Annotated in this window: 10 protein-coding genes; 6 read left to right on the top strand and 4 right to left on the bottom strand. The window is 70.1% G+C overall.

All coding sequences use genetic code 11. The features are described from left to right. The first annotated feature begins 287 nt into the window (after positions 1 to 287). Positions 288 to 1,274: a magnesium/cobalt transporter CorA gene (corA, locus tag LG388_RS07650; protein WP_225782263.1), complete on the top strand. Its 987-nt coding sequence runs from the start codon at positions 288 to 290 to the stop codon at positions 1,272 to 1,274. Positions 1,275 to 1,443: 169 nt separating this feature from the next. After that, positions 1,444 to 2,658 carry a tRNA 2-thiouridine(34) synthase MnmA gene (mnmA, locus tag LG388_RS07645; protein WP_225782262.1) on the top strand — a complete coding sequence of 405 codons (1,215 nt, stop codon included), beginning with the start codon at positions 1,444 to 1,446 and terminating at the stop codon, positions 2,656 to 2,658. 19 nt (positions 2,659 to 2,677) lie between these two features. On the opposite strand, the gene LG388_RS07640 is transcribed toward mnmA, so the two are convergent. The 4 genes from LG388_RS07640 to LG388_RS07625 form a co-directional block, all read right to left on the bottom strand. Next, complete coding sequence (locus LG388_RS07640; protein ID WP_225782261.1) at positions 2,678 to 3,217, bottom strand: NUDIX hydrolase; 540 nt, start codon at positions 3,215 to 3,217, stop codon at positions 2,678 to 2,680. Beyond that, positions 3,214 to 3,663, bottom strand: a complete 450-nt coding sequence (locus LG388_RS07635) for a DUF4019 domain-containing protein (protein ID WP_225782260.1) — start codon at positions 3,661 to 3,663, stop codon at positions 3,214 to 3,216. Before LG388_RS07635 ends, LG388_RS07640 begins: the two co-directional genes overlap by 4 nt. Positions 3,664 to 3,668: 5 nt before the next feature. Continuing rightward, on the bottom strand, positions 3,669 to 5,990 hold the full coding sequence (locus LG388_RS07630; RefSeq protein ID WP_225782259.1) for a CHASE2 and HATPase_c domain-containing protein: 2,322 nt from the start codon (positions 5,988 to 5,990) through the stop codon (positions 3,669 to 3,671). Between the two features lie 170 nt (positions 5,991 to 6,160). Further along, positions 6,161 to 6,889, bottom strand: coding sequence for a response regulator transcription factor (locus tag LG388_RS07625; RefSeq protein ID WP_225782258.1), 729 nt, complete (start codon positions 6,887 to 6,889; stop codon positions 6,161 to 6,163). Positions 6,890 to 7,233: 344 nt separating this feature from the next. Between LG388_RS07625 and LG388_RS07620 the strand changes: the two genes are divergently transcribed. The 4 genes from LG388_RS07620 (at position 7,234) to LG388_RS07605 (ending at position 14,170) form a co-directional block, all read left to right on the top strand. Further along, entirely contained in the window at positions 7,234 to 8,841 is a 1,608-nt protein-coding gene (locus tag LG388_RS07620; RefSeq protein ID WP_225782257.1) for a Re/Si-specific NAD(P)(+) transhydrogenase subunit alpha, read from the top strand. Between the two features lie 34 nt (positions 8,842 to 8,875). Then, positions 8,876 to 10,288: a Re/Si-specific NAD(P)(+) transhydrogenase subunit beta gene (gene pntB / locus LG388_RS07615; protein WP_225782256.1), complete on the top strand. Its 1,413-nt coding sequence runs from the start codon at positions 8,876 to 8,878 to the stop codon at positions 10,286 to 10,288. Between the two features lie 216 nt (positions 10,289 to 10,504). Continuing rightward, a complete protein-coding gene (locus LG388_RS07610) occupies positions 10,505 to 12,181 on the top strand; it encodes a long-chain-fatty-acid--CoA ligase (protein WP_225782255.1) in 1,677 nt (558 codons plus the stop codon). Positions 12,182 to 12,442: 261 nt separating this feature from the next. After that, positions 12,443 to 14,170 (top strand): long-chain fatty acid--CoA ligase, encoded by a 1,728-nt coding sequence (locus tag LG388_RS07605; RefSeq protein WP_225782254.1) that lies wholly within the window; start codon positions 12,443 to 12,445, stop codon positions 14,168 to 14,170. The last annotated feature ends 25 nt before the right edge of the window (positions 14,171 to 14,195 follow it).

Below are 14,195 nucleotides of genomic sequence, written 5' to 3'. Positions count from 1 at the left end.
CTGGATGCGCATCCAGTCGCGCCGGCATGAGGGCGGGGCCGGAACACGCCCCAGGGGCCGGCCGCGGGCGTGCTCCGGCCCGCGCGGCCGCTCCGGGCCCGGATGCTGCGGTGCCATAATCCGCGCCGCTGCAACCCCTGGAGTGTTCACTTGGAACCCGACCCTTCTTGGCAGCTTTCAATGCCCGCCTGAGCGCCGTGCCGGCTGCCCGGCGAGGCCATTGAAAGCGCCCCACCCCGCCTTCTTTTCGCCCTCGCCACCGCCACCTTTCAGCCGGGGAGCACGCCATGCTCAACATCTTCACCCTTGCCAACGGCCGTCTCGCCCAGGAAGAGATCGAGTCGCTGGAGGAGCTCTCGCATTTCCAGCCCATCTGGGTCGACCTGGAGTCGCCCACCGTGGAGGAAAAGCGCTGGGTCAAGCAGTACTACGGCCTGTCCATTCCCGAGGACGTGACCGACGACGACATCGAGGAGTCGGCGCGCTTCTACGAGGAGGACAACGGCGACCTCCATGTGCGCAGCGACTTCCTGATCGCCGACCCGGACGAGCCGCGCAACGTGCGCGTGGCCTTCATCCTGAACCAGCACAACGCCGAGCTGAAGAGCCGCGGCGTGCTGTTCTCCATCCATGACGAGGACGTGCCGGTGTTCCGCCTGCTGCGCATGCGCGCGCGCCGGGCGCCGGGCCTGATCGAGGACGCCAAGGATGTGCTGCTGGCCCTGTTCGACGGCGACGCCGAGTACTCGGCCGACACGCTCGAAGGCATCTACGACGAGCTGGAAGAAGCCGGCAAGCGCGTGCTGCGCGGCAACGTCAGCGACGAGACCGCCGGCGAGGTGCTGGGCCTGATCGCGCGCCAGGAAGACATGAACGGCCGCATCCGCCGCAACGCGATGGACACGCGCCGCGCCGTCAGCTTCATGATGCGCCAGCGCATGCTGGACGCCGAGCAGTTCGAGGACGCGCGCCAGATCCTGCGCGACATCGAGTCGCTGGACAGCCACACGGCCTTCCTGTTCGACAAGATCAACTTCCTGATGGACGCCACGGTCGGCTTCATCAACATCAACCAGAACAAGATCATCAAGATCTTCTCGGTGGCCAGCGTCGCGCTGCTGCCGCCCACGCTGATCGCCAGCGTGTACGGCATGAACTTCAAGTTCATGCCCGAGCTGGAATGGAGCTTCGGCTATCCCTATGTGCTGGCCCTGATGGTGGCCAGCGCGGTGGGGCCGATGCTGTACTTCCGCAAGCGCGGCTGGTTGAAATAGCCCACCCCCGTGGCGCCTGCGGCGCCTCCCCCTCAAGGGGGCGCGCGCTGCGGACCGGCGGAGCCGGATCCGCGCGCGCACTGGGCAAGAGCGGGTGCGGTGCTGCGACCTGGCGCGCGCAAAGCCCTGCCGGAGCGCCTGCCAACGCGCGCGCCGACAATCGGGGCCTATGACACAACCCAAGCATCGCGTGGTGGTGGGCCTGTCGGGTGGCGTGGATTCCGCCGTCACGGCCCACCTGCTCAAGCAGCAGGGCCACGAGGTGGTCGGCATCTTCATGAAGAACTGGGAGGACGACGACGACAGCGAATACTGCTCGTCGAACGCCGACTTCGTGGACGCGGCCAGCGTGGCCGACGTGCTGGGCATCGAGATCGAGCACGTCAACTTCGCCGCCGACTACAAGGACCGCGTGTTCGCGGAATTCCTGCGCGAGTACCAGGCCGGCCGCACGCCCAACCCCGACGTGCTGTGCAACGCCGAGATCAAGTTCAAGGCCTTCCTGGACCATGCCATGCGCCTGGGCGCCGAGAAGATCGCCACCGGGCATTACGCCCGTGTCCGCTGCGTGGCAGCGGACACGGGTGAGCCCCTCGGGCAAGATGGAACATCCCGCGCGGCCGCGCGGGATGGCGCGCACGTGCGCTATGAGCTGCTCAAGGGCCTGGACCCGTCCAAGGACCAGAGCTACTTCCTGCACCGGCTCAACCAGGCGCAGCTCTCCAAGGCGCTGTTCCCCGTGGGCGAGCTGCACAAGACCGAGGTGCGCCGCATCGCCAGCGAGATCGGCCTGCCCGTGGCGGCCAAGAAAGACTCGACCGGCATCTGCTTCATCGGCGAACGGCCCTTCCGCGAATTCCTCAACCGCTACATCAGCAAGACGCCGGGGCCGATCCGCGACGCGCGCGGCCGGGTGCTGGGCGAGCACCATGGCCTGTCCTTCTACACGCTGGGCCAGCGCCAGGGCCTGGGCATCGGCGGCGTGAAGGAAAAGGGCGCCCAGCGCGGCGGCGGCGAGCATGCGCCCTGGTTCGTGGCGCGCAAGGACGTGGAGAAGAACACCTTGTGGGTGGTGCAGGGCCACGACCACCCGTGGCTGCTTTCGCAGTCGCTGCGCGCCGAAGACGCGAGCTGGGTGGCGGGCGCCCCGCCCGCCGCGGGCCGCTACGGCATCAAGACCCGCTACCGCCAGGCCGACGCCCCGGGCACGCTGCAGGCCGAGGGGGAAAAGGTCTTCGCGCTGGCCTTCCCGCCGCAGCAACCGCAGTGGGCCGTGACGCCGGGCCAATCGGCCGTGCTCTATGACGGCGAGGTGTGCCTGGGCGGCGGGGTGATCGCGGCCGCCGAGCCGGTGGCCGAGGCGGCCGCCACGCGGGCCGCCTGAGCAGGCGCGGCCCTCGCCCTCAGGCCGCGCGCCGCGGCGCGGCCACCGAAGGGTCGACGTGGAACAGGTCCAGCGGGTGGCGCTGGCCGGCCAGGTAGTCCTCGACGCATTCGAGCAGCAAGGGACTGCGGTGGCGCTCCACCGAGGCGCGGATCTCGTCGGGCGTCATCCACAGCGTGCGCACGATGCCCTCGTCCAGCGCACGCCCGGGCTCGAAGGCGCCCAGTTCGCCCACGAAGGCGAAGCGCAGGTAGGTGATGTCGGTCTCGCCCTGGTCGCCGGGCGTGCCGCGCTCGAAGCGCGCCATGTAGATGCCCAGCAGCGCCGTGGGTTTGAAGTGGTGGGCCGTCTCTTCCAGCGCCTCGCGCGCGCAGCCCTCGGCCGGCGACTCGCCCGGGTCCAGGTGGCCGGCGGGCGTGTTGAGCTTGAGCCCGCGGTCGGTGTGCTCCTCGACGAGCAGGAAGCGGCCGTCCTTTTCGATGACGGCCGCCACCGTGACGTTGGGTTTCCAGCGCGCGGGCGGGAGCGCCGGGTTCTTCGAAGAAGGAAGGCGGCTCATCGGATCACGTAGCCACTGAAACGCCAGGTGCCGTCGCGGCCCAGGTGGAAGGTGGTCAGTTCGCGCACGTTCTGCGCCTGGCCGGCGAAGCGGGTTTCGTATTCCACGCTGACGTACTGCCCGGCCAGGTCCGGATCGTCGCCACCGGCGGCCAGCCGGTTCACCGACACCCACGTGCGGGCCTGCGGCGCGCCCAGCGGCGCACGGGCCTGCGCCACCTGGCGCACGAAATCCTCGCGCGCCACGCGCTTGCGGGCACCGGCGGACGCGCCCTCCCACAGCTCGGCGGTGCGGCCCTGGTCGATCAGCTGCACGACCTGCAGGCTGCCGCGGATCATCTGCGTGGCGTCCACGTCCTGGGCCGACGCGGCGGCGCCCAGCCCCAGGGCCAGGACGGCCGCCAGGGCCCACGGGCGGGCGCTGCGGCCCCAATGGCTTGGACTCATCTCTTTCACTCCAGGTCGCCGCGCAATGCGGCCAGTTCGTTCGGGTCGGGCTGCGGCAGCACCAGGGTCACGGTGCAGCCCGCATTGGCCGCGCTGTCGATCTCCACCGCGCCGCCGTGGCGCTGGACCACCGTGCGCACCAGCAGCAGGCCCAGCCCCACGCCGTGCACGTCGGGATGCGCGTCGCGGTGCAGCCGGTGGAAAGGCCGGAAGAGCTGTGACTGTAGCTCGGGCGCGATGCCCGGGCCTTCGTCGCGCACGCTGATCGCCCAGCAGCCCGGCTTCTCGACGATGCGGCATTGCACTTCGCGCACCGGCGGCGAGTACTTGAGCGCATTGCTCACCACATTGGCCAGCGCACGCGCCAGCAGGCCGCGGTCGCCCAGCACCCACGCCTCTTCGGGGCTTTGCAGCATGCGCACCTCCACATGGCGCGCGCGGCCCTGCACCCAGGCGCTGTCCACGGCCTGCTGCAGCAGCGACACGAGTTCCACCGCCTCGGGCACGAAAGCGTGGACCTCGGCCCGCGCCACGTTGACGAAGCCGTCGGCCAGCTCCAGCCCGGTCTGCGCGTGGCGGCGGATGCGCTCCAGCATTTCCTGCTGCGTGAGCAGGCCCGGCTGCGTGCGCACCAGCTCCAGCACCGTGAGCACGGCCGCGGAGGGTTCGCGGATGTCGTGCGAAATGAAACGCAGCGCCTCGTCGCGCTGGCTCTGCGCCTGCCGCATGCGCGAGATGTCGACCAGCGCCACCATCCAGCCCGCGTGCGCGCCGCGGCTGTCGAAGAAGGGCACGCAGCGCACCAGCAGCACGCGGCCGTGCGCGTCCACGGCCTCGCCCAGGCGCGGGGCGCGGCTGTGGTGAAGGGCGCCGGCGGGCACGAGGGGCCGCCCGTCGCTGCGCGTCGCCAGGTCGGCCAGCAGCCGGTGCGCGTCCTGCCCGGCCAGGGCCGGCGCCTGCCAGTGGCGCAGGGCCGCCCGGTTGGCGATCAGCACCTGGGCCTGCGCGTTGAGCACCAGCGTCGGATCGGGCAGGTGCTCCAGGCCGTCGCGCGCGAAGCGGTGCACGTCGCGCATGCGCACCACGGCCAGCGACAGCGCCTCCATCTGCCGGTCCAGGAAATCGCCGCTGCCGCTGGGCGCGGGCGGCGGCGGGAAGCCGTCCAGTTCCACGTGCAGCTGGCGCGTGGCCTGGCGCATGATGCGCAGCGCGGTCATCAGCCGCAGGCCGAGCCATGCGGGGTACACCGCCAGCAGCGCGATGAAGCCCGCGGCCGGCATGAACTGCACGCCCAGCCAGGGGCGCGCCGCGTGCAGGCCCAGGCGCAGCAGCAGCATGCCGGCGATGAGGGCCAGCACGCCGGCCGGGCGCAGCCGCAGCAGGCCCAGCAGCACCGCCGCCAGGGGCAGCAGGTTGAAGCCCAGGTTCTGCCAGGGACCGGCTTCCGACACCGCATGCCCGTTGAGCTGGCTCTGCAGCAGGTGCGCGAAGATCTCGACGCCGGTGCGCGGCGCCCATTCGGCGGGTGCGGGCGTGGCATAGGCTTCGGCCGCGCCGGGCGCCGTCACGCCCACCAGCACGTAGCGGTTGCGGAACAGGTCGGGCGGTACATGGCCGCGCCAGACGTCGACATAGGAGACGCGGCGCAGCGGCGGATCGTCGCGGGCGAGCACCAGGACCTGCTTGTCGCTGCGCAACCAGGGCCCGAGCGGGAGCGCCGGCGGCGGCAGGGACGGATGGGCGAGGGCCGGCGCGCCGCCCGACCGGGCCTCGCCGGCGCGGCGCAATGCGTCCACGAAATGGGGCCAGGGGCGGCCTTCGAAGCCCTCTTGCAGATACGCGCTTCGCACCAGGCCGTCGCTGTCCAGCGCCTGGTGCACGTGGCCGATGCCGCTCGCTGCCGCGGCCAGCGCGGGCGCGGGCGCGCGCTCGCGCAAGGTGCCGTCGGCGCTCGCCTGCAGGCTCAGCGGCAGCACCACGCAATGCCCCTGCATGGCCTGGGCCAGGGCGGCGTTCTCGGCCGGGCGGGCATCGTCGGCCTCTGCCAGGGGCAGGTTCAGGCCGATGCAGCGCGGCTGCTGGGCCGCGATGTGCTGCACCAGCCGGGCATGGTGCGCGCGGCGCCACGGTCCGCCTTCCAGGGCCTGCAGGGAGGCGTCGTCGAACTCGACGATCACGATCTCGTCACCGCTGCGTTCGTGCAGCTGAGCGAGCGGGCTGTCCTGCAGCAGCCGATCGATGCGGGTGAACGGATGCAGCCAGGCCAGCACGCCCGTGACCAGCAGCACGGCGAGGCTGAAACCGAGCCAGCCGCGGCGGCGATGCACGGCGCCCCGCCAGCCGGCCTCTGCAGGCAGCGGCTCAGGCGGGGGCGCTGGCGCCATGCGTGCGTGCGCGGCCGCCTTCCGGGCAGGCGCGGCCTTTCATCGCCTTGGGCGGCCTGGGGCCAGGCTCCTGCGCCGGGCCGGACCCGCCCGCCGCCCGCTCGCCCGCCGCATCAGGCGGCCATGGCCAGGTTGTCGGGGCGCGTGCCCAGCGCTTCGCTGTCGATGGCCTCCAGGCGGTAGCCCAGGCCGTAGATGGCCGACAGCAGGAAGCCGTTGCGCGGGCGCAGGTCCAGCTTGGTGCGCAGGCGCGAGATGTGGGTGTCCAGCGAGCGCGACGTCGCATCCGGCCCCTGGCCCCACACCGCTTCGCGCAGGTGGTCGCGCGACAGCAGCCGGCCCATGTTCTGGAACAGGAACAGCGCCAGCTCGTACTCGCGGTGCTTGAGCTCCAGCGGCTCGCCGTGGACCTTGAGCGCACGCGAATGCGGATAGAAGTGGTAGGGGCCGAACACGACCTCGGTCTCGTGCTGGCTGGGGTAGGCGCGGCGCAGCAGGGCCTGCGTGCGCGCGGCCAGTTCGCCCACGCGGATGGGCTTGACCATGAAATCGTCGGCGCCCGCGCCCAGGCCTTCGACCATGTCCGCCTCTTCACGGCGGTTGGTCACGAAGAGCACGGGCAGGCGGCTGAGCATCTCCTCGCGGATCACCTTGACCACGCTCGGCCCCTCCATGTCGGGCAGGGCCCAGTCCAGCACCAGCAGGTCGAAGCTCTCCTGCCGCAGGGCGCGCAGCAGGCTGCGTCCGTCGACGAAGCCGTGGCATTCATGCCCCAGGCTCTCCATGGTGTGCCGGATCAAGTCCAGCTGGCTCGGCTCATCATCCAGTGCTGCGATACGCATGAGGTGCTCCCTGACATTGTTAACTGAACAAGTCTAGGACGGTGCCGCGCAGCCCGACAGCCCGCGGCGAGCGGGTAGGCGCGAACTTATCCACGGACCCGCACGTTTGTATATCAAAAGACGCAATTGCAAGAGATCGGCAACCAGAAGCCGAACAGCGCGCGAGACTTTTGCGCCCCCGCAGCCCCAGGGCGGCCGGCGGCCTGGGCTGCCTGCGGGACATGCCCGCGGCCAGCCGGTCGTGTAAGCTGCGCCGCGGCCCGCAAGCCGGGCCCTGGCGCCTTGCGCCGGCGCATGCCGGGCAGGCCGCGCCCTTGAAAAGAACCAGTATGCGAGGAGATTTCATGTCCAGCAGCCCCGAGACGGCCGTGCAGCGCATCGGCGTCCCCAAGGAAAGCTACGCGGGTGAGAAGCGCGTGGCCACGGTGCCCGAGGTGGTCGAAAAGCTCGTCAAGCTCGGCTTCCAGGTCTCGGTGCAGGCCGGGGCCGGGGAAGCCGCGAACTTCAGCGACGACGCCTACCGCGCCGCCGGGGCCGACATCGCCCCCGATGCCGCGGCGCTGTGGGCGGCGGCGGACATCGTGCTCAAGGTGCGGCCGCCCACGCCCGAGGAGGTCGGGCTGCTGCGCGAAGGCGCCCTGCTGATCGACTTCATCTGGCCGGCGCAGAACCCGGAGCTGATGCAGCAGCTGGCCGCGCGCAAAGCCACCGTGCTGGCCATCGACTGCCTGCCGCGCACCTTGAGCCGGGCGCAGAAGATGGACGCGCTCACGTCCACCGCGGGCGTGTCGGGCTACCGCGCGGTGATCGAGGCGGCCAACGCCTTCGGCCGCTTCTTCAACGGCCAGATCACGGCCGCGGGCAAGGTGCCACCGGCCAAGGTGTTCATCGCCGGCGCCGGCGTGGCGGGCCTGGCGGCCATCGGCACGGCGGCCAACCTGGGCGCCATCGTGCGCGCCAACGACACGCGCGCCGAGGTGGCCGACCAGGTCAAGTCGCTGGGCGGCGAGTTCGTCAAGGTGGACTACGAGGAAGAGGGCTCGGGCGGCGGCGGCTACGCCAAGGTCATGAGCGAGGGCTTCCAGGCGGCGCAGCGCCAGATGTACGCCGAGCAGGTGAAGGATGCCGACATCGTCATCACCACCGCGCTGATCCCCGGCAAGCCGGCCCCGAAGCTCATCACCGCCGAGATGGTGCAGAGCATGAAGCCCGGCAGCGTGATCGTGGACATGGCCGCCGAGCAGGGCGGCAACTGCGAGCTCACGGTGCCCGGCGAGGCCGTGGTGCGCCACGGCGTGACGGTCATCGGCTACACCGACCTGGCCTCGCGCCTGGCCAAGCAGTCGTCCACCCTGTACGCGACCAACCTGCTGCGCCTGCTGGAAGAGCTGTGCAAGGCCAAGGACGGCCGCGCGGTGGTCAACATGGAGGACGACGCGATCCGCGGCCTGACGGTGGTCAAGGACGGCGCCATCACCTGGCCCGCCCCGCCGCTGCAGCAGGCGCCCGCGCCTGCGCCCAAGGCCGCCACCGCGCCCGTCGAGCAGAAGAAAGGCGGCCACGGCCATGGCAGCAGCGGCCCGCTGCCGGCCAAGACGCTGGCCCTCCTCTTTGCCGTCGCGGCGGTGGCCTTCTGGTTCATCGGCGCGTACGCGCCGGCGGCCTTCCTGGGCCACTTCACGGTCTTCGTTCTGGCCTGCTTCATCGGCTACATGGTGGTGTGGAACGTGACGCCCGCGCTGCACACGCCGCTGATGAGCGTGACCAACGCCATCTCCAGCATCATCGCCATCGGCGCGCTGGTGCAGATCGCGCCGCCCGGCGCCGGCGTGAACGGGCGCCCCGACGGGCTGATCCAGTGGCTGGCCTTCGCCGCGCTGGTGCTCACGGCCGTCAACATGTTCGGCGGCTTCGCGGTCACGCGCCGCATGCTCGACATGTTCCGCAAGTAAGCCCGGGAAAGAACAACAATAAGGAACGACGACCATGTCCCAAAGCCTCGCGACGGTCGCCTATCTCGGCGCCGCGATCCTCTTCATCCTCAGCCTGGGCGGCCTGTCCAACCCCGAAACCTCGCGCCGCGGCAACCTCTTCGGCATGGTCGGCATGGCGCTGGCCGTGCTGGCCACGGTCTTCGGCCCCAGCGTCAGCGCCTCGGGCATCGCCTGGATCGTCGGCGCGCTGGTCATCGGCGGCGGCATCGGCCTGTACGCGGCCAAGATCGTCAAGATGACGCAGATGCCCGAGCTGGTCGCGCTCATGCATTCGCTCGTGGGCCTGGCGGCCTGCCTGGTGGGTTTCGCCAGCTACGTGGACACCTCGCTCCAGCTCACGGGCGCCGAGAAGGTGATCCACGAGGTGGAGATCTATGTCGGCATCCTGATCGGCGCCGTGACCTTCAGCGGCTCGCTGATCGCCTTCGGCAAGCTCAACGGCAGGATCGGCGGCAAGCCGCTGCTGCTGCCGGCACGCCACTGGCTCAACCTGGCCGCGCTGCTGGTCGTGCTGTGGTTCGGCCGCGAGTTCCTGCGCGCGGAAACCGTGGCCGACGGCATGCTGCCGCTGACGGTGATGACCGTGATCGCGCTGCTCTTCGGCGTGCACATGGTGATGGCCATCGGCGGCGCGGACATGCCCGTGGTGGTGTCCATGCTCAACAGCTACTCGGGCTGGGCCGCGGCCGCCACGGGCTTCATGCTGAGCAACGACCTGCTGATCGTGACCGGCGCGCTGGTGGGCTCCTCGGGCGCGATCCTGAGCTACATCATGTGCAACGCGATGAACCGCAACTTCATCAGCGTGATCGCCGGCGGCTTCGGCTCGGGCGGCGGCACGCCGGCCAAGAAGGGCGACACCAGCGAGCCCCAGGGCGAGGCCGTGCCCGTGAGCGCGGCCGAAACGGCCGAGCTGCTGCGCGATGCCAAGAGCGTGATCATCGTGCCCGGCTACGGCATGGCCGTGGCCCAGGCGCAGCACACCGTCAACGAGATCGTGAAGACGCTGCGCGGCAAGGGCGTGCAGGTGCGCTTCGCCATCCACCCCGTGGCGGGCCGCATGCCCGGCCACATGAACGTGCTGCTGGCCGAGGCCAAGGTGCCCTACGACATCGTGATGGAGATGGACGAGATCAACGAGGACTTTCCGGACACCGACGTGGCGATGGTCATCGGCGCCAACGACATCGTGAACCCGGCCGCGCAGGACGACCCCACCAGCCCCATCGCCGGCATGCCGGTGCTGGAGGTGTGGAAGGCCAGGACCTCGATCGTGATGAAGCGCTCCATGGCCTCGGGCTACGCGGGCGTGGACAACCCGCTGTTCTACCGGGACAACAACCGCATGCTGTTCGGCGATGCGAAGAAGATGCTGGACGAGGTGCTGGCGGCGCTGAAGGGCTGAGCCGCCTCGCCCCCGGCCCGACCGCTGGCCAACGCCCTTTCCGAGGGACAGCCCCGGGTCGGGGCGCCGTTACATCGCGCTACCATGCGGCCGCGGCCTGCGTGCACCCGACGGGCACGCAGGCTTTTTCATGGCCGGATTCACCGGATGCCCGCGCCCCGACAGGGGCGGCAAGTCCCGAGTGGCCACTTCCCTAGACCTAGGAGACCCGCGCAAATGACCGACCGCCCCTGGCTCAGTGCCTACCCCGCCGGCGTGCCTGCCGACATCGACGTGAACCAGTACAACTCGCTGGTGGCGCTGATGGAAGAAAGCTTCCGCAAGTACGCCGACCGGACGGCCTACAGCTTCATGGGCAAGGACGTGAGCTACGGCGAAACCGACCGCCAGAGCCGGGCTTTCGCGGCCTACCTGCAGGGCCTGGGCCTGGCGCGCGGCGACCGCGTGGCGGTGATGATGCCCAACTGCCCGCAGTACCCGATCGCGGTGGCGGCCATCCTGCGCGCGGGGCTGATCCTGGTCAACGTGAATCCGCTGTACACGGCGCGCGAGCTGGAGCACCAGCTCAAGGACTCGGGCGCCAAGGCCATCGTGATCATGGAGAACTTCGGCACCACGCTGCAGAAGTGCCTGGCGGCCACGCAAGTCAGGCACGTGGTGCTGGCCGCCATGGGCGACCGGCTGGGCTTCCTCAAGGGCGCGCTGGTCAACTACGTGGTGCGCAACGTCAAGAAGATGGTGCCGGCCTTCAACCTGCCGAACGCCGTGCGTTTCAACGACGCGCTGTCGCAGGGCGCCGGCCGCACGCTCACGCCGCCGGCCATCGGCCCCGACGACGTGGCCGTGCTGCAGTACACCGGCGGCACCACGGGCGTGAGCAAGGGCGCCGTGCTGCTGCACCGCAACGTGATCGCCAACGTGCTGCAGTCCGAGGCCTGGAACCAGCCCGTGATGGACCGCGTGCCGCAGGGCGAGCAGCCCACCAGCGTCTGCGCGCTGCCGCTCTATCACATCTTCGCCTTCACCGTGGGCATGATGCTGAGCATGCGCACGGGCGGCAAGCTGCTGCTGATCCCGAACCCGCGCGACCTGCCGGCGGTGCTCAAGGAGCTGTCCAAGCACAAGGTGCACAGCTTCCCGGCCGTGAACACGCTGTTCAACGGCCTGGCCAACCACCCGCAGTTCGACACGGTGGACTGGAGCCACCTGAAGATCTCGGTGGGCGGCGGCATGGCGGTGCAAAGCGCCGTGGCCAAGCTGTGGCTGGACAAGACCGGCTGCCCGATCTGCGAAGGCTACGGCCTGTCGGAGACCTCGCCCTCGGCCAGCTGCAACCCGACCACCAGCAAGGAGTACTCCGGCACCATCGGCGTGCCACTGCCCAACACCTGGTTCAAGCTGCTCGACGACGCGGGCCAGGAGGTGCCGCCGGGCCAGGCCGGCGAGATCGCCATCAAGGGCCCGCAGGTGATGGCCGGCTACTGGCAGCGGCCCGACGAGACGGCCAAGGTCATGACGGCCGACGGCTACTTCAAGACCGGCGACATCGGCACCATGGACGAGCGCGGCTTCTTCAAGGTCATCGACCGCAAGAAGGACATGGTGCTGGTCAGCGGCTTCAACGTCTATCCGAACGAGATCGAGGACGTGGTGTCCACGCTGCCCGGCGTGCTGGAATGCGCCGTGGTCGGCGTGCCCGACGAGAAGACCGGCGAGGCCGTGAAGCTGGTGATCGTGAAGAAGGACGAATCGCTGACCGAGGAAGCCGTGAAGGCTTTCTGCCGCGCCAACCTCACGGGCTACAAGCAGCCGCGCATCGTCGAGTTCCGCACCGAACTGCCGAAGACGCCGGTGGGCAAGATCCTGCGCCGCGAGCTGCGCGACAGCAAGTAGGCCGCGCCCCCCGCGCTCGGGGGCCCCAGCGAAGAGGCGCCCACGCAGCCCGCGTGCGGCGCCTTGGCTTTGCCTGGCCCTCTCCGGCCATGGCGGCGGCGAGAGCCGAGCGCATCGCGGCTGTCGCGCGGGTGTCATTGCGTCCCCCGGCCGGCGCTCCACCCGCACAAGAATGCGAAGACCGCACGCAGAAGGCGGATTCCGTTCCATGGCCGCCCACCGAAGTGCGGCCGCTGTCACATCGCTTCCGGAGACATCCCCATGGCCGCTGCCGCCAGCCCGACCTTTTCGCCCGACACCCCCTGGATCGCCCACTACCCGCCCGGCATGCGCTGGGACTGTGAACTGCCGCTGCAGCCCGTCACGCGCTTTCTGGACGACGCCGTGCAGCGCTGGCCCGAGAACACCGCCATCGAGTTCATGGGCCGCAAGATCACGTACCGCGAACTGGGCCGCCTGAGCGACCAGGCTGCGCGCGGCCTGCAGCAGCTGGGTGTGGGCCCGGGCGTGCACGTGGGCCTGTACCTGCCCAACAGCCCGCACTACATCATTGCCTTCTTCGGCGTGCTCAAGGCCGGCGGCGTGGTGGTCAACTACTCGCCGCTGGACGCCGAGCGCGTGATCGCACACAAGATCGAGGACAGCCGCACCGACGTGCTGATCACGCTGGACCTGGCCAGCCTGTACCCGCAAACGGCACGGCAGCTGGGGAATTCGCGCCTGAAACACCTGGTCGTCGGCGACCTGGCCGAGTTCGCCGGCGCCCCCGCGGCGGTGCGCGCCCACCTCGAAGGCGCGAAGCAGATCGCGCCCCGGGTGGAGGACGCACGCCAGCTGAGCTTCGCGGCGCTGCTCGACAACGACGGCGCCTTCACGCCGCACCCGGTGAAGGACGTGCGCGACGAGATCGTGGTGCTGCAGTACACCGGCGGCACCACCGGCCTGCCCAAGGGCGCCATGCTCACGCATGCCAATCTGTGCGCGGCCAACGTGCAGTACCTCGAATCGACCAAGGGCGATCCGCCGATCCTGGCCGAAGGCGTGGAGCGCTTCCTGGTCGTGCTGCCGCTGTTCCACATCTACGCGCTCAGCGCCGCCATGCTGCTGGGCATCCGCCTGGGCGCGGCGCTGGTGCTGCACACGCGCTTCGACCCCGACGCCGTGATCCAGGAACTGTCGGGCAGCAGGATCACCGTCTTCCCGGCCGTGCCGACGATGTTCATGGGCATCCTCACACATCCCAAGGCCAGGGAGCTGGACCTGCGCTCGCTGAAGTTCTGCGGCTCGGGCGGCGCGCCGCTGCCGGTGGAAATCGAGCAGCGCTTCTTCGACCTCACCGGCTGCCACCTCAACGAAGGCTGGGGCATGACCGAGACCTCGCCCAGCGGCACCTTCACGCCCGCGCGCGGCAAGCGCAAGGCCGGCTCCTGCGGCATGCCGCTGCCGCATGTGCGCTTCAAGATGCTGGCGCTCGACGGCTCGGGCGAAGAAGTGCCCGTGGGCCAGCCGGGCGAGATGTGCATCCAGGGCCCCAACGTCATGAAGGGCTACTGGAACAACCCGCAGGCCACGGCCGAGGCGATGACGCCCGACGGCTACTTCAAGACCGGCGACGTGGCGCGCATGGACGCCGACGGCTTCGTCTACATCGTGGACCGCACCAAGGACATGCTGCTGTGCGGCGGCTTCAACGTCTACCCGCGCGTGCTCGAAGAAGCGATCTACGAACACCCCTCGGTGGCCGAGGTCTGCGTGATCGGCGTGCCCGATGCCTACCGCGGCCAGTCGCCCAAGGCCTTCGTCAAGCTCAAGGACGGCGCCGCGCCCTTCGACATCGACGCGCTCAAGCTCTTCCTCAAGGACCGGCTGGGCAAGCACGAGATGGTGCAGGAACTGGAGATCCGCGCCGAGCTGCCCAAGACGCCCGTGGGCAAGTTGTCGAAGAAGGACCTGGTGGACGAAGAGGCCCGCAAGCGCGCGGCGGCCTGAAGCGCGAAAGCCCCCGCCGGCCCGG

It is taken from the genome of Xenophilus sp. Marseille-Q4582 (assembly GCF_916700565.1).
Taxonomy (GTDB): Bacteria; Pseudomonadota; Gammaproteobacteria; order Burkholderiales; family Burkholderiaceae_C; genus Xenophilus.
Note: the sequence above shows the minus strand (reverse complement) of the source record. Positions and strands in the feature narration are given on the sequence as shown.

What these genes read in the sequence shown, in the direction of transcription:
- LG388_RS07605 (WP_225782254.1), top strand. Translation starts at nt 12,443, where the DNA reads ATGGCCGCTGCCGCCAGCCCGACCTTTTCGCCCGACACCCCCTGGATC.
- LG388_RS07620 (WP_225782257.1), top strand. Translation starts at nt 7,234, where the DNA reads ATGTCCAGCAGCCCCGAGACGGCCGTGCAGCGCATCGGCGTCCCCAAG.
- LG388_RS07640 (WP_225782261.1), bottom strand. Translation starts at nt 3,217, where the DNA reads ATGAGCCGCCTTCCTTCTTCGAAGAACCCGGCGCTCCCGCCCGCGCGC.
- mnmA (WP_225782262.1), top strand. Translation starts at nt 1,444, where the DNA reads ATGACACAACCCAAGCATCGCGTGGTGGTGGGCCTGTCGGGTGGCGTG.
- LG388_RS07610 (WP_225782255.1), top strand. Translation starts at nt 10,505, where the DNA reads ATGACCGACCGCCCCTGGCTCAGTGCCTACCCCGCCGGCGTGCCTGCC.
- LG388_RS07625 (WP_225782258.1), bottom strand. Translation starts at nt 6,889, where the DNA reads ATGCGTATCGCAGCACTGGATGATGAGCCGAGCCAGCTGGACTTGATC.
- LG388_RS07635 (WP_225782260.1), bottom strand. Translation starts at nt 3,663, where the DNA reads ATGAGTCCAAGCCATTGGGGCCGCAGCGCCCGCCCGTGGGCCCTGGCG.
- pntB (WP_225782256.1), top strand. Translation starts at nt 8,876, where the DNA reads ATGTCCCAAAGCCTCGCGACGGTCGCCTATCTCGGCGCCGCGATCCTC.
- corA (WP_225782263.1), top strand. Translation starts at nt 288, where the DNA reads ATGCTCAACATCTTCACCCTTGCCAACGGCCGTCTCGCCCAGGAAGAG.